The 22,367-nt window shown below is 43.4% G+C and carries 24 protein-coding genes and 1 pseudogene; 23 read left to right on the forward strand and 2 right to left on the reverse strand.

The features are described from left to right. Positions 1–49 precede the first annotated feature (49 nt). The 12 genes and pseudogenes from DWX00_RS09910 (at position 50) to DWX00_RS09955 (ending at position 8,579) form a co-directional block, all read left to right on the forward strand. Positions 50–487 carry a radical SAM mobile pair system MarR family transcriptional regulator gene (locus tag DWX00_RS09910; protein WP_007884694.1) on the forward strand — a complete coding sequence of 146 codons (438 nt, stop codon included), beginning with the start codon at positions 50–52 and terminating at the stop codon, positions 485–487. Continuing rightward, positions 484–1,173, forward strand: coding sequence for a radical SAM mobile pair protein A (locus tag DWX00_RS09915; RefSeq protein ID WP_117509300.1), 690 nt, complete (start codon positions 484–486; stop codon positions 1,171–1,173). Before DWX00_RS09910 ends, DWX00_RS09915 begins: the two co-directional genes overlap by 4 nt. Then, complete coding sequence (locus DWX00_RS09920; protein ID WP_118595133.1) at positions 1,161–2,069, forward strand: radical SAM mobile pair protein B; 909 nt, start codon at positions 1,161–1,163, stop codon at positions 2,067–2,069. The genes DWX00_RS09915 and DWX00_RS09920 overlap by 13 nt, the downstream gene beginning before the upstream one ends. Positions 2,070–2,113: 44 nt before the next feature. Beyond that, positions 2,114–2,488, forward strand: a complete 375-nt coding sequence (locus DWX00_RS09925) for a hypothetical protein (RefSeq protein WP_118595134.1) — start codon at positions 2,114–2,116, stop codon at positions 2,486–2,488. Between the two features lie 74 nt (positions 2,489–2,562). Further along, positions 2,563–4,560 (forward strand): annotated as a pseudogene (locus DWX00_RS09930) (hypothetical protein). After that, positions 4,560–4,898: a hypothetical protein gene (locus tag DWX00_RS09935; protein WP_330416939.1), complete on the forward strand. Its 339-nt coding sequence runs from the start codon at positions 4,560–4,562 to the stop codon at positions 4,896–4,898. The pseudogene DWX00_RS09930 and the gene DWX00_RS09935 overlap by 1 nt, the downstream one beginning before the upstream one ends. Beyond that, positions 4,895–5,311, forward strand: coding sequence for a phage holin family protein (locus tag DWX00_RS09940; protein WP_118595135.1), 417 nt, complete (start codon positions 4,895–4,897; stop codon positions 5,309–5,311). Before DWX00_RS09935 ends, DWX00_RS09940 begins: the two co-directional genes overlap by 4 nt. Continuing rightward, on the forward strand, positions 5,308–5,724 hold the full coding sequence (locus DWX00_RS20105) for a glycoside hydrolase family 73 protein (protein ID WP_117509298.1): 417 nt from the start codon (positions 5,308–5,310) through the stop codon (positions 5,722–5,724). The genes DWX00_RS09940 and DWX00_RS20105 overlap by 4 nt, the downstream gene beginning before the upstream one ends. Next, positions 5,721–6,179, forward strand: a complete 459-nt coding sequence (locus DWX00_RS20110) for a CHAP domain-containing protein (protein WP_243036656.1) — start codon at positions 5,721–5,723, stop codon at positions 6,177–6,179. The genes DWX00_RS20105 and DWX00_RS20110 overlap by 4 nt, the downstream gene beginning before the upstream one ends. Next, a complete protein-coding gene (locus DWX00_RS20115; protein WP_243036657.1) occupies positions 6,163–6,492 on the forward strand; it encodes a hypothetical protein in 330 nt (109 codons plus the stop codon). Before DWX00_RS20110 ends, DWX00_RS20115 begins: the two co-directional genes overlap by 17 nt. A 141-nt stretch (positions 6,493–6,633) precedes the next feature. Then, on the forward strand, positions 6,634–6,903 hold the full coding sequence (locus DWX00_RS09950; RefSeq protein ID WP_118595136.1) for a hypothetical protein: 270 nt from the start codon (positions 6,634–6,636) through the stop codon (positions 6,901–6,903). After that, positions 6,900–8,579: a PAS domain-containing hybrid sensor histidine kinase/response regulator gene (locus tag DWX00_RS09955; protein ID WP_118595137.1), complete on the forward strand. Its 1,680-nt coding sequence runs from the start codon at positions 6,900–6,902 to the stop codon at positions 8,577–8,579. The genes DWX00_RS09950 and DWX00_RS09955 overlap by 4 nt, the downstream gene beginning before the upstream one ends. Positions 8,580–8,712: 133 nt before the next feature. On the opposite strand, the gene DWX00_RS09960 is transcribed toward DWX00_RS09955, so the two are convergent. Together DWX00_RS09960 and DWX00_RS09965 are read right to left on the reverse strand one after the other, a co-directional pair. Then, positions 8,713–10,032, reverse strand: coding sequence for a sensor histidine kinase (locus DWX00_RS09960; protein ID WP_118595138.1), 1,320 nt, complete (start codon positions 10,030–10,032; stop codon positions 8,713–8,715). An 82-nt stretch (positions 10,033–10,114) separates the two neighbouring features. Beyond that, entirely contained in the window at positions 10,115–10,750 is a 636-nt protein-coding gene (locus tag DWX00_RS09965; protein WP_330416942.1) for a LytR/AlgR family response regulator transcription factor, read from the reverse strand. Between the two features lie 293 nt (positions 10,751–11,043). Between DWX00_RS09965 and DWX00_RS09970 the strand changes: the two genes are divergently transcribed. Genes DWX00_RS09970 through wecB form a run of 11 tightly spaced genes read left to right on the forward strand, consistent with a single transcriptional unit; the run spans position 11,044 to position 22,332 of the window. After that, positions 11,044–11,418, forward strand: a complete 375-nt coding sequence (locus tag DWX00_RS09970; RefSeq protein ID WP_117509294.1) for a response regulator — start codon at positions 11,044–11,046, stop codon at positions 11,416–11,418. Between the two features lie 25 nt (positions 11,419–11,443). Further along, entirely contained in the window at positions 11,444–12,898 is a 1,455-nt protein-coding gene (locus tag DWX00_RS09975) for a sensor domain-containing diguanylate cyclase (protein WP_118595139.1), read from the forward strand. 60 nt (positions 12,899–12,958) lie between these two features. Continuing rightward, positions 12,959–13,744, forward strand: coding sequence for a hypothetical protein (locus DWX00_RS09980; RefSeq protein ID WP_055227661.1), 786 nt, complete (start codon positions 12,959–12,961; stop codon positions 13,742–13,744). Further along, a complete protein-coding gene (locus DWX00_RS09985) occupies positions 13,735–15,009 on the forward strand; it encodes a glycosyltransferase (protein WP_118595140.1) in 1,275 nt (424 codons plus the stop codon). The genes DWX00_RS09980 and DWX00_RS09985 overlap by 10 nt, the downstream gene beginning before the upstream one ends. Further along, entirely contained in the window at positions 15,006–16,703 is a 1,698-nt protein-coding gene (locus DWX00_RS09990; protein WP_118595141.1) for a leucine-rich repeat protein, read from the forward strand. Before DWX00_RS09985 ends, DWX00_RS09990 begins: the two co-directional genes overlap by 4 nt. Continuing rightward, a complete protein-coding gene (locus DWX00_RS09995) occupies positions 16,690–17,811 on the forward strand; it encodes a DHHW family protein (RefSeq protein WP_118595142.1) in 1,122 nt (373 codons plus the stop codon). Before DWX00_RS09990 ends, DWX00_RS09995 begins: the two co-directional genes overlap by 14 nt. Next, the gene (locus DWX00_RS10000; protein ID WP_118595143.1) at positions 17,811–18,404 is read left to right on the forward strand and encodes a hypothetical protein; all 594 of its coding nucleotides are present in this window, start codon (positions 17,811–17,813) and stop codon (positions 18,402–18,404) included. Before DWX00_RS09995 ends, DWX00_RS10000 begins: the two co-directional genes overlap by 1 nt. Beyond that, complete coding sequence (locus DWX00_RS10005) at positions 18,368–19,042, forward strand: polyphosphate polymerase domain-containing protein (RefSeq protein WP_118595144.1); 675 nt, start codon at positions 18,368–18,370, stop codon at positions 19,040–19,042. The genes DWX00_RS10000 and DWX00_RS10005 overlap by 37 nt, the downstream gene beginning before the upstream one ends. 59 nt (positions 19,043–19,101) lie before the next feature. Beyond that, a complete protein-coding gene (locus DWX00_RS10010) occupies positions 19,102–19,782 on the forward strand; it encodes a DUF4956 domain-containing protein (protein ID WP_070103674.1) in 681 nt (226 codons plus the stop codon). A 28-nt stretch (positions 19,783–19,810) separates the two neighbouring features. After that, the gene (locus tag DWX00_RS10015) at positions 19,811–21,229 is read left to right on the forward strand and encodes a CotH kinase family protein (RefSeq protein ID WP_118595145.1); all 1,419 of its coding nucleotides are present in this window, start codon (positions 19,811–19,813) and stop codon (positions 21,227–21,229) included. Between the two features lie 2 nt (positions 21,230–21,231). After that, positions 21,232–22,332, forward strand: a complete 1,101-nt coding sequence (wecB, locus tag DWX00_RS10020) for a non-hydrolyzing UDP-N-acetylglucosamine 2-epimerase (protein ID WP_118595146.1) — start codon at positions 21,232–21,234, stop codon at positions 22,330–22,332. The last annotated feature ends 35 nt before the right edge of the window (positions 22,333–22,367 follow it).

The raw sequence follows: 22,367 nt of genomic DNA on the forward strand, positions 1-22,367 counted from the left end.
AGCTCCTATATAGTATGTTTTTAATAAACTACTATATAGGAGCTTTTGTATGGAAATGAATGGAGGATTTCTTGTCACCAAAATAAAACAGCTTGGAGACCGGATTTTTGAGAAGATTCTCAGTGAAAAGAATATTGATGCGTTTAATGGAGCCCAGGGACGTATTCTTTATGTGCTGTGGCAGGAGGATGGTATCTCAATCAGGTCACTCTCGACTAAATGCGGATTAGCGATAACATCTCTTACTACGATGCTGGAAAGAATGGAAAATCAAGGGCTGATAAGCCGTGTTCAGTCTGAAACGGACAAAAGGAAAACACTCCTGTTTCTGACTGAGAAAGCACATGCCTTAAAGGGCGAGTACGATTCTGTATCTGATGAGATGGGCAGTATTTACTACAAAGGTTTTTCAGAGGAAGAAATTATCCGGTTTGAGGAATGTCTCGACCGCATCAGAAAGAATCTTGAGGAGTGGCAGAAGTCATGAGTATTTGTATCAAAGATCAGATTCAGAACATGAATATCGTCATTGGCTGCACAGTGGGGTGTACATATTGCTATGCCCGCAACAACGTGAAACGCTGGCATATGATTGATGACTTCGCTGACCCTGAATTCTTTCCGGGTAAGCTCAAGATGATGGAAAAGAAACGTCCGCAGAACTTTCTTCTTACTGGGATGAGCGATCTCTCCGGATGGAAGCCGGAATGGAGAGACGAGGTATTTGCAAAGATCCGTGAAAATCCACAGCATCAGTTCCTGTTCCTTACCAAGCGACCTGATCTGCTGGATTTTGATACCGATCTGGAAAACGCATGGTTTGGCGTTACGGTGACGAGGAAAGCCGAACTGTGGCGTATCGACGCCCTTCGGAAAAACATCAGAGCAAAGCATTACCATGTTAGCTTTGAACCGTTATTCGACGATCCCGGTACAGTTGACCTTTCCAGAATCAACTGGATCGTTGTCGGCACTATGACCGGGGCTCAGAGCAGGAAGATTCATACGGAGCCGGAATGGGCATGGTCTCTGACGGATCAGGCACACGCACTCGGCATTCCGGTGTTTATGAAGGAAGACCTTGTCCCTATCATAGGGGATGAAAATATGATTCAGGAAATGCCGGAAGAATTTAATAAAGTGTTAGAGGTACAGAAATCATGGAAGAAGTAATAAATGGAATCCTCATTCGTGAGGTGGAAACAAAGAACATCATGACTAAGTCTAGTCTGCCGGTAGGCGGTTACTCGGTCAATCCCTATGTGGGCTGTACACATGCCTGCAAGTATTGCTATGCTTCTTTTATGAAGCGCTTTACCGGGCACAAGGAGGAATGGGGCACTTTCCTTGATGTGAAGCATTGGCCGGAAATTAAAAATCCGAAGAAATATGCCGGACAGCGGGTGGTCATCGGTTCTGTGACAGATGGCTACAATCCACAGGAGGAGCAATTCGGGAATACCAGAAAACTTCTGGAGCAGCTGATCGGCAGTGACGCAGATATTCTGATCTGCACAAAGTCGGATCTTGTGGTACGGGATATTGATCTGCTGAAGAAGCTTGGACATGTAACCGTTTCATGGTCGATCAACACACTAGATGAAAATTTCAAGAACGATATGGATTCTGCTTCGAGCATTGAGCGTCGTATCGCTGCTATGAAGCAGGTATATGAGGCAGGTATCCGTACAGTCTGTTTCGTATCCCCGGTATTCCCCAGTATCACGGATTTTGAAGCAATCTTTGAGCGGGTAAAGGATCAGTGCGATCTGTTCTGGCTCGAAAATCTCAATCTTCGAGGCGGTTTCAAAAAGACAATTATGGATTATATCGCCGGAAAATATCCTGATCTTGTACCACTTTACGACGAGATCTATAACAAGCATAACCGCAGCTACTTTGAAGCACTTGAAGTAAAAGCTGAGAAAATGGCTAAGAAGTATGATTGTGCCTTTGTGGATAATGAAATGCCTTATGGCAGAGTCCCGCAGGGACATCCGGTGATCGTAGATTATTTCTATCATGAGGAAATCCGTGGGACAGAGAATACCGGAAAAAGAAATCGCTAACTTCAAGTTTGCAGGGAAGGTGGCTATCATGGAGATGAAGAGAAATGGATGAGAGGAAAGCGTATTGGTTTGAACAGCCATATATGCCGCAGATGAAAAATATTGCGGTGGCTCCTGTTATTCTGGAAGATGGAAGACTGTCCTTCTGTGTTCCAGGGGATGATGGTCCTCCGTGGTCCGGGGTGTGGAACCTGACTGGAAAGGTTGTTTTGGACGGGGATGATTATTTTGAGTTCCAGTGTGATGATGAAGTGATGCACAGACGGGGTGGAACATATAAATTTCATGCTTTGGATGTTGATACATTCCGCAGGGAAACGTGTCAGTGGATATCACAGGGAAAAGAGATTGCAGACTGCTGTAAAACAACAGAAGAACTGCATGAATGGTACCTGAAACATTGGACTTATAACAGATAGAATGATTATATTTACGAAGGCATCGGCCACCTGGTTGGCTGGTGCTTTTTTCGTGGGGAAATGGAGGTGGCGGGATGTATCCGGTATCGGATGGGTTTCTGAGAGCTGTGAAGAGCAATACAAGAAAATATTACTGGACGGGTACGATCGTTACCAGAGGCGGAATGACGTATGAGTTCGGGGCGAAGGAGATTGTGAAGGATTCCGGGTATATTTCCAGGCAGTGCTGTGGAAGCACGGAAATTGAACTGGGGACGGTGTATGCGGCGGAGATGGGGATCACGCTTCTGAGTGACATTGACAGGTATACGCTGGAGGATGCTCAGGTGACGCTGGTGTTTCATCTGGTGCTGGCGGATGATTCGGTGGAAGATGTGCCGATGGGAGTTTTTGAGGTCAGTGAGGCGAACTGTCTGGCAAAGTGCCTGGAACTGAAAGCCTATGATTTTATGCTGCGGTTTGATAAGAGTTTCAACGGGTTTGAGACTGTGGGGACTGCTTATGATTTTATTGCTTTGTGCTGTAAGCGGTGTAAAGTGGAGTTTGCGAATAAGAGGGCGGAGATTGATGCCATGCCGAATGGCGGGGTGACGCTTTCTGTTTATACTGAAAATGATATTGAGACCTGCCGGGATGTGCTGTTTTATGTGGCACAGGTTCTGGGAGGTTTCTTTATTATTAACAGGGAGGGAAAGCTGGAACTGAGAAAGTACGGGAAGGATCCTGTGATGAAGGTGGAGCAGCGGCACCGGTTTTCTTCCAGCTTTTCGGATTTTATCACCAGGTATACGGCGGTGAGTTCTACGAATAAGCAGACGCAGATTGCGGAGTATTATGCTCTGGATCCGGATAATGGGCTGACTATGAATCTGGGGGTGAACCCGCTTCTGCAGTTTGGGTTAAAGGAGACCAGAGAGATGCTGTGCAGGAATATCCTGGCAGATCTGTCAGTAATCCGGTATGTGCCGTTTGATTCGGATACCATCGGGAACCCTGCCCTGGATCCAGGGGATGTGCTGACATTTGCGGGAGGACAGGCGGATGAGGGACAGATCACCTGTATCACTTCCATCAGACAGAAAATCGGGGGAAAGCAGAGCCTGAAATGTGTGGGGAAGAACCCGAGGCTGGATCAGGCGAAGTCAAGGAATGACAAGAATATTTCGGGACTGCTGAATCAGATTGAAGACAATGCGAAGACCGGGAAGATCGGGATCCATACGTTTACCAATGCTTCCGCGCATGAGATCGGGCAGACGAAGGTGAAGCTGATCAGTATCCAGTTTGCTTCTTCTGAGGAAAACCACATGCAGTTTTTTGCGCAGGTTGTTGTGGATGTGGATGCGGATCCGGTGGAACGGTCTGCAGAGGCTTCCGGGACTGTGGTGATTCCATTTCCGGGCGGAAGCGGCAGTGGAACTGGAAGTGGTACGGGTGGTTCTGATGGAACCGGGGAGACATCGGATGCAGGAAGTTCTGAAAATGATGCGGCAGGGAATGAAGTTGGAAATACTTCTGGGAATGAGAATACAGGGAGTACGGATGATGTCGCTGGTGGCTCGGATTCCGGATCCGGAACCGGGAGTGGTTCGGAGGTTTCTGTGGATGTGAGCCTGCCGGTGAAGTGGTAGGAGGACGGACAGGCGGTCTGCCATGTGGTCTTTGAATTTAACAATGAGGAGATTGTGGAGCATTGTCCGGTGGAGACCTGGCATTCCGGGAAACATATTTTGTCGCTGTATTATCCCATTGAGAAGATCGTTGCCAATTATACGAATACATTCAATGTGTATCTCTGGATGGAGTATGGCAGCGGTACGGTTGATGTGGGAGACTGCATTGCTTCTGTCAGCGGACAGGCAATGGCGGCTGGGGAAGCCTGGGACGGAAAGCTTGAGGTGGAGGATTATACCACGAGATTTGCCATTGGCGGAGGACTGGATGTGAATGGTTTCCGGGAATCGCTGTCCATGCAGATGAAGGAGACGGTGAACAGAGGATTTGAAGTGTATTTTGCTGAGAGAGCGGGAATCAGCGGTTTCTGCAGGCCGGTAGAAATGGAGGGTGTGTGATGAAGTTGAAAGGTGAAATGGTCATTGAACTGACCGATACGAATGCGGGTGCGGTGGAGACAGTTCAGGAGACGAACATGATCACGGAGGCAGTGAATAATATTCTGGGGCTGAATCCCATGGGGATTTATCTGAAAGCCAGCGGGGAGTATGACAATTCTGTTTTGTGGAACGGGACGCTGCTTCCCATCTGCCCGAACATGATCGGCGGGATCCTGCTGTTTCCGGCAGTGCTGGAAGAAAAGGCGGATCATATTTACGAGCAGGGGAAGAACCTGCTTACGGCAGTTCTCAGAAATGGGAGCTGCTTTTTTCATGGGAGGAGGATTCTGGCATGAAGGAATTTTGGAACTTTATTCAGATGGTTTTTATGGCTGTAGGCGGATGGCTGGGTTGGTTTATGGGAGGCTGTGACGGGCTTCTGTATGCACTGGTCGCTTTTGTGGTGATTGATTACCTGACCGGGGTGATGTGTGCTTTTGCGGACCATACGCTTTCCAGTGAAGTGGGCTTCCGGGGGATCTGCAGGAAGGTGCTGATCTTTCTGCTGGTGGGAATGGCAAATATTCTGGATGTGGCTGTGATCGGGAACGGATCCGTGCTGAGGACAGCGGTGATCTTTTTCTATATTTCCAATGAGGGTGTGAGTCTGCTGGAGAATGCAGGGCATCTGGGGCTGCCGATTCCGCAGAAGGTGAAAGAGGTGCTGGAACAGCTGCATGACAGAAGTGAAAAGGGGGATGAGGAATGAGGATTGCAAGGGAAAAGTTTATTGCGGACATTGCGGGATATGTGAAAAAGTATGCCGGGCAGTATGGAATCCTGTGCCATTCTGCGGTGATCTCACAGGCGGTTCTGGACTCCGGATGGGGCGAGAGCCGGCTGACCAGTCAGTACTATAACTATTTTGGACTGAAATGTGGCACAAGATGGACTGGCAGGTCTGTAAATATGCGTACACAGGAAGAATACAGGGAAGGGACGCTGACTTCCATCCGTGATAATTTCCGGGTGTTTGATTCCATGGAAGAGGGCGTAAAGGGGTATTTTGAGTTTATCCAGCTGGAACGGTACCGGAACCTGAGGGGGATCCGCAGGAGTATCTGGAAACCATCCGTGCCGACGGGTATGCCACTTCTTTTTCCTATGTGGAAGACTGCATGAAGGTGATCCGTCAGTATGAACTGACAAGATTTGATGAAGGGGGATGTGAGGCTATGGCAAAGACTGCTGAGAGTGTTCTGGATGTGATGAGGGGATGGCTGGGATTCAGTGAGGCCAATGGAAAGTTTAGGGAGATTATTGACTTGTATAATAGTGTGAAGCCGCTTCCCAGAGGATATGCGGTGCAGCATTCGGATGAATGGTGTGATACCTGTGTGTCTGCTGCAGGGATCAGGGCAGGATGCAGTGAGCTGATCGGCAGGGAGTGCGGCGTGGAGGAACACGTGAAGATCTTCAGGGAGATGGGGATCTGGATCGAAGACGGAACCATTATGCCGGAGCCAGGTTATGTGATTGTGTATAACTGGGACAAGGCCACACAGCCGAATGACGGGTACAGTGACCATATCGGTTTTGTGGAGGAGGTTTCCGGTGGGAATGATTACTGCTATTGAAGGTAACCGGGGTGAAAAGGTTGACAGAAGGGTGATCCCCCTGGGATGGGGATATATCCGCGGATATGCGGCTCCGCAGTATGAGAAGGCTGTGAAAGGAACCGGCGGGAATCCTGGTACAGGAAAGAAAAGTGTGGAAGCTGTGGCGAAGGAAGTGATTGCCGGAAAGTGGGGGAACGGCGAGGACAGAAAGAAGAGACTGCAGGCTGCAGGGTATGATTATCCGGCAGTGCAGGCGAAGGTGAATGAGCTGGTGAAAAGTAAAGTGTATGGAAGCAGGAATGAACGCACATCTTGCAAAGCCGTTGGATGATAAAAAGATTAAGCAGACCATAAGCGAAGAGTTGAGAAGGTCAAATGCCTGTCATGAATGATTATGAGACAGCCGCAGCAATCAGGAGCCTTCCAGATGCATGGGAAAAGCGGACAGGAAACATAGAGAGAGGATTTTGTTATGACAGAAATGAAATATATATTTCCGAAACAACTGCAGTCTGTGGATGCGTTGGCTTTTATAGCCGTGCTGATCGCTCTGCTTCTTATCCTGACTGTAATGGTACATATGAGGAACAGAAAACTGAAACGTATGCTGGAAGAACAGATGGCAGAACGACGGCTTTTGGACAAAATATGTTCAGACTTTACTGCTGTCTATTATGTCGAATTAAATATCGGTTTCTTTGAGATTCTGCATATAAACGACGGAACCAATGCAAAAAAATGAATCTGAAACAGTGTGATAATTTCAATTATGCTGCTGACCAATATGCGGTCCAGTATCTGTATGGGAAAGAAAGACAGGAATTTAAGGAGTGGATTTCGACGGGGCATCTGAAGGAACAGCTTTCCAGGAAGGAGCGCATTACCTATCATTACAGAAGCAAACCGAATCCGAATCAGCATGAATTTTTTGAGGCACAGGCAGTCAAAATATACCAGGATGAGAAACATTTTTTCGCACTGGTGGGTTTCCGGCATATCGATGATATTATGGAAAAAGAAACTACCATCCAGAATCAATTAAAGCAGGCACTGGACGAGACACGGCTGAGTAATGAAATAATTTCGGCAATTGCCAAGAGTTACTGTTCTATTTACAGGATTGATGTTCAGAAAGATTTTTTTGAAGAGGTATCAAATGACAGTGAAATACACAAACTGACAGGAAACAGAGGATGTGCATCGGAGAAACTGTATCAGCTTTGTGATACCATGGTTGCACCGAAATACCGTCCGCTGATACGTCCATTTCTGGATGTTTCTACACTTTCAGCCAGATTGAAGACGGAAGAATGTATTTCTACAGAATACAGGATGTGTGATGGCAGCTGGCACAGGATGCTTTTTACTGTAAAAAAACGGGATCAGTCTGGAAATGTTACCCATGTTTTATGTACGGTCCGTAGTATCAGCGATTCCAAAAGACGTGAAGAGGATCTTAACTTTGCAGCGGAAGCAGCAAAGCGGGAAGCCGAAATGAAAACAAGGTTTCTGGCAACTATGAGTCATGATATCCGCACACCACTGAACGGTATTATCGGTATGGTAAATATGGGAAATCAGTACGCAGATGATCCACAGATGCAGCAGAAGATCAGAGAAAAGGCAATGGAAGCCCTGAAATATCTGGTGTCTCTGGTAAATGATGTGCTGGATATGAATAAACTACAGAGCGGAGAGTTGAAGGACCAGCAGATTTTGTTTGATCTGACAATGGTACTGCGTGAACTGAACCAGATTTATGATGAGCGGGCTGCAAAGAAAGGCATCCGGTATGAGGTTGACTGGAAAAATAGTACATACAGCCACAGCGCTCTGATTGGAAATCCGGTATATCTTGGCAGGATCCTGTCGAATGTCATGGACAATGCCATAAAATTCAGTCAGGCGGGCAGTGTGATTACGGTCTGGGTTAAGGAAGAAACTCTGGATGATGGCAGAGCATTTTTTACGTTCTACTGTAAAGACCAGGGTGTGGGTATGAGTGAAGATTTTATTGCACATGCTTTTGATATGTTCTCTCAGGAAAGCAAGACAAGCAGATCCAGGTATGAAGGCACCGGACTGGGGCTTGCAATTACGAAACAGCTTGTGGACAGGATGGATGGAAGTATTGAACTGAAGAGCGAAGTTGGTGTTGGTACTACAGTTATTGTAAAAATACCGTTCAAAATTGACACACAGGATAAAAACAGTAATTTATCAGATAAGCCAGTAAGCCTTGATGATTATTCAGTGGAAGGCATACGGGCATTGGTTGTGGAAGACAATGAGCTGAACATGGAGATTGCCAGATGTATACTGGAAGACAGCGGTATGGAAGTTACATGTGCAGTAGACGGGCAGGAAGCAGTTGAAATTTTTGAGGATTGTTGCTTTAAAAAAATGCATGGCAGATAATAGCAATGTAAAACTGCACGAAGATTTGTAGGAATAAAAAGACAGAGCATATAGAGCTGCTATATGGTCTGTTTTTTTATTCCTTTGAAGAAGCTTGGGACAGGTACAGCAAATTAAAATGGTAAAAACATGATTATATCCGGAGCATTATTTTTGCAGAGAAAATACCATCTTTATAGGTAAAGTCACAGATACCGCCGTTTTTGTCGGTAATGTGGCGGACGGATTCGATTCCTATGCCGTTTCCGGAACGTTTGGAGGATTGGAAAATATTGTTTTCTTGCCGTATTTTACCATCGAAAGTATTCTCCACATGAATCAGAAGCAGATGATTATGGTGGGGATAAACCTCCACATTAATCTTCCTGCGGGCCTGATCTGTTTTCACACTTGCCTGGATGGCATTTTCCAACAGATTGGAAAATACAAGGCACAGATTAATCTCATCTATGGAAAGATCAGCAGGCAGAGAAACCATTGCATGAAAAGGAATGTTTTCTCTTTCTGCAAGGGTGGAATAATGTCCGAAAACACTGTCAACAGCCTGATTTTCACAGAAATGCAGGTTATAGTCAGAGATTTTTCCGGTTGCAGCGGAGAGATATTTTTTGATCTTTTCCATGTCACCCTGCTCTGCCAGAGAGGACAGTTGGACAAAATGATGGCGGATATCGTGACGCGCCTGTCTTGCTTCTTCAATGGCCATGCAGAGATTCTCGTATCTTTCCTGCTGAAGGGAAAGAAAATGGTTCTCCTGCTGAAGTCTGGCATTTCTGTTCAGGTTGCCCCCCATCATAAGAAACATGACATAAAACAGGAGCAGGAGTATGAGCAGTACAAGACTGAAAACAATATAACACTGCAGGATCCGCCCGGTATATAAAGTGCTACGGTATTTGGGAATCATAAAAAGATTCACTCCGATGAAGATTACCGGAATAATCCAGAATACATACCAGGTCTGGGCAAAGTTTTCGTCTGCGATCATTGTCTGAACACAGTGGCGGGCAGGATACCAGGATGCCAGAACAAACAGCAGGCAGATGAGGTTATAGAAAATTCCGGCACCGGTACGAAACCACAGTTCATTTTCTGTAATATGCAGGTCAGCAGTTATAAGTGCATTGACTGCCCGGGAAAGACTGTTGACACATGCAAAAACTGCAAAGACTGCCAGAAAAATACTGACGGATTTCCAGACAGAGATTTTTAACGTTTTATGATAAATAAGCATAATAACAGGCAGCAGAGGAAACAGGATCCATCTGGTGGGAAAGTGGAAGGCACAGCAAACTGCTCCTCCGAAAATACAGATTCCCAGAAGAAGAGGAAGAAGCCACGCTGTCAGCTTAAGCGGTGTCTGCCTCAGATAGCTTTTTACTGGCAGATATGACAGCAGTATGCCGGGAATGATTACGGAAAGTTCAAGTACAGGGCGAAGTATGTCAGTCATTTCACGACCTCCTTTGGAACAGAAATTCCATAAATGTCTGTCTGGCGTTTTTGAGCAGCTTCCGGCTGACCGGGACATTGTTTCAGTTATCAAGGCGAAAAATCGATCCGTCAAAATCAACAGCATGCTCCAGATTGATCACAACACCCCGGTTACACTGATAGAAACGTGTGTCCATTTTCAGGGCGGTTATGAAGGAATCAAAGGACTGACGGGTCACCAGTTCCCTTTCACCGTCAGTGTGGATGTGGATCATATGGGAAAAATGCTCTGCGTAGATTATTTTCCGGAAGGGAATCTGAATATTACTGCCGTTTACCTTTACATCTATGTATTTCCCGGAATCCGGGATGCGGGAAAGAATTTCATCGGCCAGTGCGGAAATATCATTTTCACTGTAGGGCTTTACAAGATAGTGCAGAGCCCGGACCTGGAATCCCTCTAATGCATGGTCGGTAGAAGTTGTTGTAAAGATCAGCAGACAGTCAGTATCTGATCTGCGAAGTTCTTTTGCTGTATCAATCCCGTTAGAACCATTCATATAAATATCCAGAAACACTACAGTGAAAGGACATTCCTTTGCCGCAGTGAGGAAAGTTTCTCCATTTTCATATTCCAATATATCTGTATGGACATTGCGCCTGGAAAACTGAGATTCCAGTCTGTTTCGTAACAGTGTCCGCTCTTCTGAAATATCATCAACAATTGCAATTCTCATAGTAAATCTTCCTTATAATATATATTTATAAAATTCCGCCTGCTGAGAATTCCTCGTTACTGTTCACGCTGTTTTCGGTAATATTTTTTCATCTGTGCAATCGAATTCGCAGACAAGCAAGTGGTGTAGTTATTTCGAAAACGCTCTGGTAACAGTATATCATAAAACAATACGACGGAGTTGCAATTCGTGTCATTTTCTGTCGTTTCGTGACAGAATTATTGAAATAATTTTGATATTTTTTATAATGAGGGTAACAAATGAAAGTACATTAAATGGAAAGGAGGGGGATCGTGTATTGTATTGCCATACTGACCGACCAGGAACAGGAAGGACAAAACAGCGCGGAATATATCAGGAAGTACTGTGCAGAGAAGAATGTCTTTCCGCTGATTGAAATTTATCAGAATCAGGAACAGTTTTTTGCAGAGACATTGAAAACAGTACCAACAGTGCTGTTTCTCGCATTACCGGGTGTAGCCGGCCTGAATGCAGCAGAACACCTCCGTTCCCTGTATCCGAAATGTGGAATCATCTGGTGCAGTGACCTTGATTTTTCGCTCCATGCGTTCAGGCTACGGATAGAATATTTTTTTATGAAACCTGTGGAAGAGCAGAAAATAAAAGAAGGACTTTCCATCTGGCTTGAATGTAACAAAATAAGATAAGAAAGACATTCGGGAGGAAAACAGCATGAAGACGATCATGAAGTATGAACTTGTCATAAATGAAGCACTTAGATCTGCACTCAATTACCATACACCTGACGAGCAGATTAATGAATTTATTCGTTTTTTCGGCAGACATATCAGTTCTGACAGAATATATATTTTCGAAGATTGTAAAGAAAGGCATGTCACAAACAATACGTATGAATGGTGTGCGCAGGGAGTGGTTCCCGAAAGAGACAGATTGCAGAATGTAGATATGGACATAATAAAGTGGTGGTACGATACGTTTTCCAAGGGCGAAAGTATCATTATCGCTGATATAGAAGATATCAAAGAAGAACATCGCATGCCCTATGATATGTTAAAAGCACAGAATGTAAGAAATGTGGTGGTATGTCCTTTGCGTTACAAAGATGAGATAAGTGGTTTTTTCGGTGTGGATAATCCTCCAAAGGGTGATTACAGGGGGCTTACTATTTTTCTGGATATGATAGGAACGCTTCTTATCTCGTTACTGAAATTGCGTAATTCATTTATAAAGTCAAATAAAGAGGCACGGCTCAGCAGTTATACATCCCTCTCGAAGATCTATACATCCATGCATTTGGTTGATGTGCAGACAAAGAAATATCATATTGTAAAAATGACAGATCAGATTATGGAATGTTTGGGAAAAGATTTTAAGAAAATGGGAGAATATGAAATCAGGGATGATTTTTGCGGACATGTCAGGGAGATTGTCGAGAAAATGTGCATAGAATCGCAGCTTCAGGAATCACTGGAGTTTGTAGATATCAATACGCTGGAAGAACGGCTTCTTGGAGAAAAGAGCATAACACATGAATTTATAGATAAAAAATCAGGTTGGTGTCGAAGCAGATTTATTCCTGTAGACTACGATGAAAATGGAAGACTTCTGCATGTGCTTTTTTGTACTGAGTGTATAGAAGAAGAAAAAAAGCGTGAGAACTGGCTGATTTATCTGGCGAAGACAGATCTTATGACAGGATTATGTAATCGTGGAAGCGGAGAAAAAAGGATTACTGAACTTTTAAAGGAAAAAACAAAGGGATTGCTTTGCCTGATCGACTGTGACAAATTTAAATCCATCAATGATACTTATGGGCATTCTGTAGGAGATAAGGTGATTATAGCCGTTGCGAAGACGCTGCAGAAAACATGTCGTGACAGTGATGTGGTTATGAGGCTTGGAGGTGATGAGTTCGCAATATTTATGCCGAAAATGTTGGAGCAAACAGTAGCTGAGAAATTCTTCGAGCGCCTTTTTGAAAATATTCGACAGATTGATATCATAGAGATGCGTGGAAAGAGTATAGAAATAAGTCTGGGTGCGTGTTTTTATGATGGATATGAAGATATTTCTTTTGATCAGCTATACAGAAAGGCTGACAGGGCAATGTATCAGAGTAAAAAGCAGAAAGGCTGCAGTGCTGTAATTTATGGGGAGGGAATGTAAAAAATCTGGAAGGTTCCCAGTTATGAGCTGCATAGCGAAGCGGAACAAAAGGAGAAGTCTATGAAAGAAAAGAAAGTAATTGATTATACCAGAACCTATCGAAGAATTGAGATAGATAAAAAGAAATGTATTCTGTATATTGTCATACTGATCCTGCTTGGTTTTCTGCTTATGTGGACGCAGATCGATGATCTGACCAGGGTGATCTGTAAGATAGGGGTCGATGCTTTAAAAAAATATGAACCGCAGATGTATGTTGGGATCCGTTCAGAAACGTATCCTCTGTTTGGAAAAATCAGCTATCTCAGTGCAGGAACCGTATATCCGGGAATACAGATAAGCCTTATAAATGCAGCAGTTTCTCTTGCGGCAATCATTCTGCTGGCGGGACTTCCATGGAAGGGACGCCCTCTTGCCATTTATCTGATCCTGTGCAGTGCGATTCATCTGATAAACAGTCTGTGGTTTGTATTTGGAGAAAAATACTTTCCGTATACTTTAACTGTTTATTCGAAATTATATATGCTTCAGGAAATTGGCATATGGGTGATGTTTTTTGTCATGACAATTATGGTCACTGGAATTATAGGAGACCGGGGAGTGATCTATAAGCTTTTGACACTTCTTGCGGTAATGTTGTATTCCATAGTATTTGGAACTGTTCGCTATGTGATTTTTATCTGGCTGCTGTACAGATTTTCTGTGATCTATATGGCGTTTTTCTACTTTATAATAGGGCCCATGTTTGACTTTTTGTATCTGGTTATGATTTATGCAGTGTTTGTCGACCGCATGATCGGTGTTTACGATTCAAGGAAGGGAAAGGAGGTATGGAAATGGTCGTAGCTATTATGAAAGGTTATACTATTTTTGTTATTATCCTGATGCTTCTGTACACTGCCAGACATTTTTATTTTACAATTGTACGACTTCTGGGCAGGCAGCGTCTCTATTACAATGATATCCTTACAGACCGGATGAAAAGTATTTCCGTACTGATCCCTATGCATAATGAGGAGCAGGTGCTTTCCAACGTTCTGGATTCTCTGCTGAAATGTGAGTATGACAGGGACAAACTTGAAATTATTCCGATCAATGATAATTCTACAGACCGTACAAGGGAAATGCTGGATGAGTATCACAGAAATTATGAGTTTATACGCCCCCTTCACAGAGATTGTCCGGACAGAGGAAAGCCGGTAGGTCTGAATGATGCAATGAAGCTGGCAAAAGGGGAGATCATCATTGTATTTGATGCGGATTACAGACCTGCCAGAAACATGCTGAAACAGATTGCGCTGGGATTTGAGGATCCGCAGGTAGGTGCAGTTATGGGGCGGGTGATACCGTACAATACCAACACAAATATGCTGACCAGACTTATCAATCTGGAACGGTCCGGCGGATATCAGGTAGATCAACAGGCACGATATAATCTGAAAACAATTCCGCAGTATGGCGGTACAGTGGGAGGATTTCGAAAAGATTTTCTGTTAGAAACAGGTGGCTTTAATCCAAAGGTTCTGGCAGAAGATACGGAACTTACATATCGGCTTTTTACCAATGGATGGAAGGTCGTATACGCTAACTCGGCGGAATGTTATGAAGAATCTCCGGAAAGCTGGAATGTGAGAGGCAGACAGATCAGACGCTGGTCAAGAGGTCATAATGAAGTATTGTTCCGTTATCTGATCCCTACGATCACAACTCCCTATATGGGACTATTTCAGAAAATAGATGGCTTATTTCTGCTTTTTATCTATTCGGTACCGGTATTTCTGCTGGTAGGCTGGGTAGTTTCCCTTGGATTGTTTTTCCTAGGTGAAATGCAGATATTCAGTGGCTGGTGGGTTATATTGTTTTTGGGAATTTATAATTCCCTTGGAAATTTTGCACCATTTTTTGAGATAGGTACCTCGCTGATCATAGACGGACTTCCCGGAGAGGCATTGCTTCTGCCTCTTATGATGTTTAATTTTTTCTTCTATATGTGGAATATCTCTCTGGGATTTTGGGATGCAGTGGTAGATACTGTTACCGGAAGAGGTGTGAAATGGGATAAAACAGTGCGGTTTACTGTGCAGAAAACGGAAAAGGAGGCTGAAAAATGAAGGTATGGATCTTGATCTTTATCTGTATGTTCTCTATGCCTCTGTTGGTCGCAGTATTGTATTTCAGGATGAGAAAAGGGCAGATCCTGAAAATAAGGCAGGATTATGTGAAAGATGCCAGATATTTTGGAAAAAGCTTTTCTGCTCTGGTGGAAAAAGCTCTTCCGGAAATGAAGAATGGTACGATCATGCTTTCAAGACAGGAAAAGGTGTTGGAAGCAGATGGAAACCAGGAGTTTGCGCAGCCTGACATTGAAGATCTGGTCATTGCCCGAAATACCGTCTTCTGTCCGCAGCGAAGTGATCTGCATTTCCAAAAAGAGATCTACAGTGAAAAGGATGCGCTGTTTGTGAAAGAAAACATACGGATCCGGGCTGTATACAGCAAAAAAAGACTGCTTTTCGGAAATAAGATCCGGCTTCTCAGATGGGCGGACGCAGAACATGCGGTTGCAGTTTATGATGAATGTGATCTGGGAGAAAGGGTATCAAGTGGAGAACAGCTTGTAATAGGTTTTGAGAATGTTTTTCACAGTCTGTATGCACCGGTGATCCGTCTGGGACAGCGTCCGGAGGAACCGGACCGGTTTATGGAGGAACGTGATCCCAGAATATTTCGTATGCCGGTAATGAACAGTCATGAATATAACAGGCATTACATAGATGATGATATGGTTACGGAAAGCGGGACAGTTCCTTATACGATTATTTCCGATGGGGATATAAAGGTGATAGAGGACATTATCCTGCAGGGAGATATCCACAGTGATGGGGCTGTGAGAATCATGGAAAATGCATCGGTGCTTGGAAATATTTTTGCGGAGAATGATATACTGCTGGAAAAAAATGCAACAGTGCTCGGAAACATTTTTACACAGGGAAACATTATATTTGAAGAAGGCGCCAGTGCAGGTCAGCCGGATAAGATCACTTCAGTTGTTGCCCGCGGAACGATAACATTTTATGGCGGTAATTATGTTTATGGATATGTGGTTTCAGAGGGCGGTGGAAAAATCCTGAAATCGGACAGAGAGGTATTGGGAGAGTATTGTTTTCCAAGAGAACCTGTTCATGAAGAAAAGATTACTTTCCGGGATCTGTCAGAGTATGAAAATGTTAGCTTTCAGGGATTTCGAGGAGATATATATGTAAAAGAAGCGGTTATTCCTGAAGGTGCATCCGTTATTCCGAAGAGTCAGTTTTTTGGATGCAGAAGTCTTGAAAAACTGCATCTGCCGGAAAGCGTTTCTGTTATTGAGGACTATGCATTTGCGGACTGTCATGTGCTGAAAGTATGGGAAAGCATAGAAAAGCTTTCGCTGAAATCGGTAGGGACATCAGCCTTTGAAAACTGTTATGCGCTGGAATTTATAAGTCTTCCGGATTCCCTGACTGTGATTGAAGGAGCTGCATTTGCGGAATGCGTGTCTGTTAATAAACTGATATTTTCAGACACCTCACTGTTAAAGAAAATAGGTGATCATGCTTTTCGCGGGTGCAGGAATCTGAAAGAAGTATATCTTCCGGACAGTGTGGAATATGTGGGGATCAGTGCATTCAGAGATTGTGTTTCGCTTGAACAAATTTCCGTATCAGAGAAAATAAAAGATCAGCCGGGTATTGCAGAACTGGAGAAAAACTGTCCAAATGCCAGAATCAGGTTCAGGGAGGTGAATTCAGTTGAAAAAGAATAAAACCGCAGAAGTGTTTCTGGTTTTGCTCATATTGATCGTGATGTCTGCAGGAATTCTGATCCTCCAGAAAGGGATGGAAAAATTGCAGAATGTTAAGCAGGAAAGCGTATATGTTCCGGAAACAAGAAATTTATATAATAATTATGGCTTAAAAAATGACCAGTCTCTTTCAAAAATCAAAATCATAGAAACGCAGGATCAGGTGATTTATACAGACCGTATCTTTAATATAAATCAGATTTCTGAGGATCGTATTTCATATGCGGCAGATATTATGAAAGCATTACAGAAAAAGAGTGGGAAAGACACTTATATTATGCCGATACCGCAAAGAGCAGTATTTGAAAGCGGATATGAAACTGAAAAGGAAAAATACAGTGATTTTATAGAGAAACTGGAAGCCTCTTTTTCAGATCCCTCAGTGGTTTTGAATCCGCTGTCTGAACTGGAGAAACATCAGGATGAATATATTTATTTCAGAACTGGAAACAGCTGGACAATGCGTGGGGCATTTTACGGGGCGCAGGTGATTTTTGGAGAACTTGGATATGATAAGGAAAACCTGGATGATTACCGTGAATATGTTTTTGGAAATTTTAAGGGAAACCTTCTTTTGGAAGCGCTAGGAAAGTATACGACAGACGAAATAAAGAAAGGAATAGAAAACATGGAAGAAGAACCATTCTATATTTATATCAATGGTTCAAATCCCAATCGCGAAGAATTAACCTTTGAAAACAAAGAAGGGCAGCTACAGACACTAAAAAGACAAACGATACAGTTTAATGGCAGCGGAAATTATGCAGTCATTGGTTCGAGTTATAAGCATAGTATAGTGGAAGGAAGAGGAAAAGGGCAAGGAAAAGGAAATCTTCTCCTTATTGCAGATGAAAGAGGGAAGATGATGATCTCTTATCTTTCAGAAATCTTTGATAAGGTTTATGTATCTAATATATATAAGGATGCAGATCTGATACAGAATCTGGATGAAATACTGGAAAAATATGATATAGAATATATTATATGGGCACAGGATGTTGCTGAAACAGGAAACAAATCCTATATGAAAGCATTGAATTCACTTTTAAAGGAAGGAGGAAATGGCTGATGTCGGAACTGATCCTTAAGGGAACGGAACTGTTTATGGAAAAAACAGGAAGTGCAGACAAGCTTCATATAAGCGGAAATACAGAAAGAATGCTGTTCCTGATCCTTGGGATTCTGCTTGTTTTTGCAGGAGCTAAGGTGTACCGTCTGATTGTTTCCTTCATAATGTTCTGGGCAGTGACGATTGCCCTATGTACTGTTATGGATGGAAAAACCGGATGGGGGACGATCGTAACAGCATTTACGATACTTGGGTGTCTGATGGGATATATGGCATTTAAGTGGAAAACAGCAGATTCCATGATCTTGTCTGCCATGACTGCTGCGGCAGTTGTATGGATGTGTTATCCGTTCTGGTGGGCTGTAGTTATTTTCGCTGCAGGAGCTGCAGCTGCAGCGGCCTTTTTTCCTCTGGAGGGAGCGATCCTTTCTTCTGTTGTGGCAGGAATGTTTCTTCTTCACGAGACGGGAGTCAGATACGTGGCTTTGCTGACAGTATGCGGACTCCTGTTCCAGATCGTTCTGTTTGAACGAAAATCAGAGAGGGGGCGTAAGATTTGGAAACGGTTTTTCGCAAAGAAATCAAATATCTGATCAGCCGCAGAGAGGCCATGATTCTTCAACAAAAGCTGGATGGCATTATGGAAAGAGATATCCATGGAGATAATGGCAGATATTTTATCAGATCTCAGTACTATGATTCCATAGACGATCAGGATCTATGGGATAATCTGGATGGAATGTATGAAAAAAGGAAGATCCGTTTAAGAATTTATTCCTTGAATGATCTATCTGCAAAGCTGGAGTTTAAATGCAAAAACGGATTTGACGGAGTGAAATATTCCATACCTGTCAGCCGTGAACACGCACTTCGGATGGAACAGGGAGATGCTTCGTTTCTTCTGGAATATGAAACAGAGCTGGCTATGAGATTGTATTTGCGGATCACACAGGGTTGTTACCGTCCAAAGACGATCATAGATTATCAGAGGCTGGCATTTGCTTATCCTGCAGGTGATGTAAGGATCACTTTTGATACGGATATCCGAGGAACATTATATCCATACGGTCTGTTCGAGGATGTTGGAACAGATGCGCTGGGCAGTACAGAACAGGTGCTGATGGAAGTAAAATATACAGGATTTCTGCCGGATATGATCGCTGAGACATTGAAAAAAGCGGATGAACTGTCCACCAGCCACAGCAAATATTCCAGAGCCAGAATGATGTGACTGTAAGTTTTACATGCGGCAGACCGATGGGAAACCGGATGCCGGGATTGGAGAAAAATATGAGAGAATTTATCGTAGAAAATCTGACAAATACAGAAGCACTGAGTGTGACTGTGATTTTAATGAATAATGTGATCGCACTGATCGTTGCCTTTTTTATTATGTTTACTTATAAAATTTCTTATGCAGGACCTGCATACAGCAGAAAATTTAATATTTCGATCGGATCGATCACGATTATCACAGCTATGATCATGAGCATTATCAGTAATAATATTGCATTGTCCCTTGGTATGGTTGGTGCTCTTTCTATCATAAGATTCCGCACTGCTGTAAAGGATGTAAGAGATGCTACTTATATTTTCTGGGCAATTGCGGCAGGCATTGGCTGCGGTGTATCTCAGTATGCGCTTATTGTTATTGGTTCTGCTTTTTTACTTCTTTTTCTTATTATTACAAGAAAAGGCTTTACATCCTGTAATAAGCTGCTGGTTGTTCAGGGAAAACCTGACTGCTTACATAAAACAGAGGCAGCAGTGGATACCTTCTTTTCAGGAAAGGCACATGTTTCCATGAGAAATGTTACAGAAGGCAGCTTTGAACTGGTTTATTCTATCGGAGAGGGAATCCTGTATAAAGCTGCAAAAGAAAATCAGATGGATATTTCAGAGAAACTGATCAAAATCGATGGTGTGAAAAGGGTAAATATAGTTGATCAGAAGGATGAACTTTCGCAGTAAAAAGGCTGCCTGATTGAGAGGTGTTGTTATGAAAAGGATAAGCCGTATCCTTTTATGTGTTCTGATGATAACAGTTCTCTGTGGACTATCCGTTGTGGGAAATTCTGTTGTAAAGTCAGAGAATAAGTCAAAGGAAAAAAAGAGAACTGTTATCACGAAAGAAGAAATGAAGGAGTGGGATGAACCGGACGAGGAGAGTCTGGAATACTATGATCTGGGAGAATTCTCTACGACGCTTCCGGTAGTCTATATGAATACAAAGGGACAGCAGGTCCTGAAGGAGAATGTGATCTGGGGATATATTGCTCTGTTGGATGGAAACGGAGAGGAACGATCTGTTTTTTCTGTCCCCAATTCCATATACCGCGCTACGATCAAATACAGAGGCGCTTCTTCTTATAGCAAATTGGATAAAAAGCAGTATCGCATTAAATTTTATAAAAATGAAAAAGACAGTGCAAAAGAAGTGTCTCTTGCAGGAATGGGAGCAAACAGTGAATGGGTGTTAAATGGTCCTTATCTTGATAAGACGCTGATTAGAAATAAACTGGTATATGATCTGGCAAGGGAATTAAATGGATGGGCTCCGGACACCCGGTTTGTGGAATTGTTTGTTGATGGAGAATATCAGGGCGTTTATCTGGCAGTGGAGCCTGTAACAAACGGAGAAAGCAGACTGCGTCTCGCGGAATTTGGTTTGTTGTCCGGAGAAACCGCATATATTGTAAGCAGAGACAGAAGTGATACAGAATCAGAAGAGCTGAAAACCTGGGGAAAGACAGCAGGATATACAAACAATTCTTTGTATATAGGGTATCCGTCAAAAAATAAAATAACGGAAAAACAAAAAGCATATATCCAGAAAGATATTTCTGAATTTGAACAAGTTCTGTATGGGAAGAATTTCAGCGACAAAAGAATTGGATATCAGGCATATATAGACATAGATAACTGGGTGGACTACTTTATTATCAATGAATTTGCCATGAATTATGACGCAGGCAATCTTTCTACATACATATACAAAGAACTTGGAGGAAAGCTGCAGCTTGCTGTATGGGATTTTAACAATGGATTTGATAATTTTCAGAATTCCGTGAAATCGACAGATATTTTGCATACAGTGAAAAACTCATGGATTGAAAGGCTGTGGCAGGATGAAGCTTTCAGAAAACGTGTCTGTGAGAGATATGTGCAGCTGCGTAAAACCACACTCTCTGATGAACATATCGCTGAGAAAATAGCATCTTATCAGGAGGAACTGGGAGAGGCTGTGGACAGAAACTTTAAAGTGTGGGGATATTCTTTTAAAGAGAATCTGTTAACCGGAACCAGTAAGGAGGGCACATCGAGGGATATCGGAAGCTATGAAGAAGCTATGAAACAGCTGACAGATACTATCCGCGAAAGACTGGCGTATCTGGATAAAGAACTGGGAGGAAATTGAAAATGAAAAAGGTACTGGTGATTTTTGGAACAAGACCGGAAGCAATTAAAATGTGCCCTCTTGTTCTGGAACTGAAAAAAAGTGAAAAGCTGGAAACGCTGGTGTGTGTCACAGGACAGCACAGGGAAATGCTGAAGCAGGTTCTCGATATTTTTAAAGTGGTCCCGGATTATGATATGGCGATCATGAAAAAAGGGCAGGATCTTACGGATGTGACAACGGCTATTCTTACAGGAATGAGGGAGATCCTGAAAAAGGAAAAACCGGATATTGTGCTGGTCCATGGAGATACATCTACTGCATTTGCCGCATCTCTGGCTGCATTTTACCAGCAGATCCCGGTAGGACATGTGGAAGCGGGACTTCGTACTTATAATATGAAATCTCCCTATCCGGAAGAATTTAACAGGCAGGCCATTGGACTTACTGCCAGCCTGCATTTTGCGCCCACTCAGAAAGCAGCGAATGCACTGCTGAAAGAGGGTAAAGATCCAGAGCGGATCTTTATCACAGGAAATACAGGAATTGATGCTTTGCACTATACGGTGCGAAGTGATTTTTATCATCCGGAAACAGAATGGGCAAAAGGCAGCAGACTGATTGCTGTAACAGCACACAGAAGGGAGAATCTGGGAGAGCCCATGCGTGATATGTTCCGGGCTATACGCAGGATCGTGGAAGAATTTACAGATGTGAAGGTTATTTATCCTGTACATTTGAATCCGCAGGTCAGGAAGATCGCAGATGAGGAATTTGGTGGATGCGAGAGAATACACCTGATCGAACCAATGGATGTGGTGGAATTCCATAACCTGATGAAAGCCAGTTATCTGATCATGACAGACAGCGGCGGAATTCAGGAAGAAGCTCCTGCACTGGGAAAACCGGTACTGGTCATGCGGGATACAACAGAGCGTCCGGAAGGTGTGGAAGCAGGAACCTTAAAGCTTGTAGGCACGAAGATGGAGGATATTTACAGAGAATGCAGGCGGCTTCTTACAGAGCCGGAGACATACAGAAAAATGAGTGAGGCTAGAAACCCTTATGGTGATGGGACTGCAAGTATCAAAATCAGAAAAATCCTGGAGGATATAGATGCATAAGCATAAACAGAGCCAATGCAAAAGAAAAGTGAAAC

The organism is Blautia sp. AF17-9LB (assembly GCF_003479185.1).
Classification (GTDB): domain Bacteria; phylum Bacillota; class Clostridia; order Lachnospirales; family Lachnospiraceae; genus Fusicatenibacter; species Fusicatenibacter saccharivorans.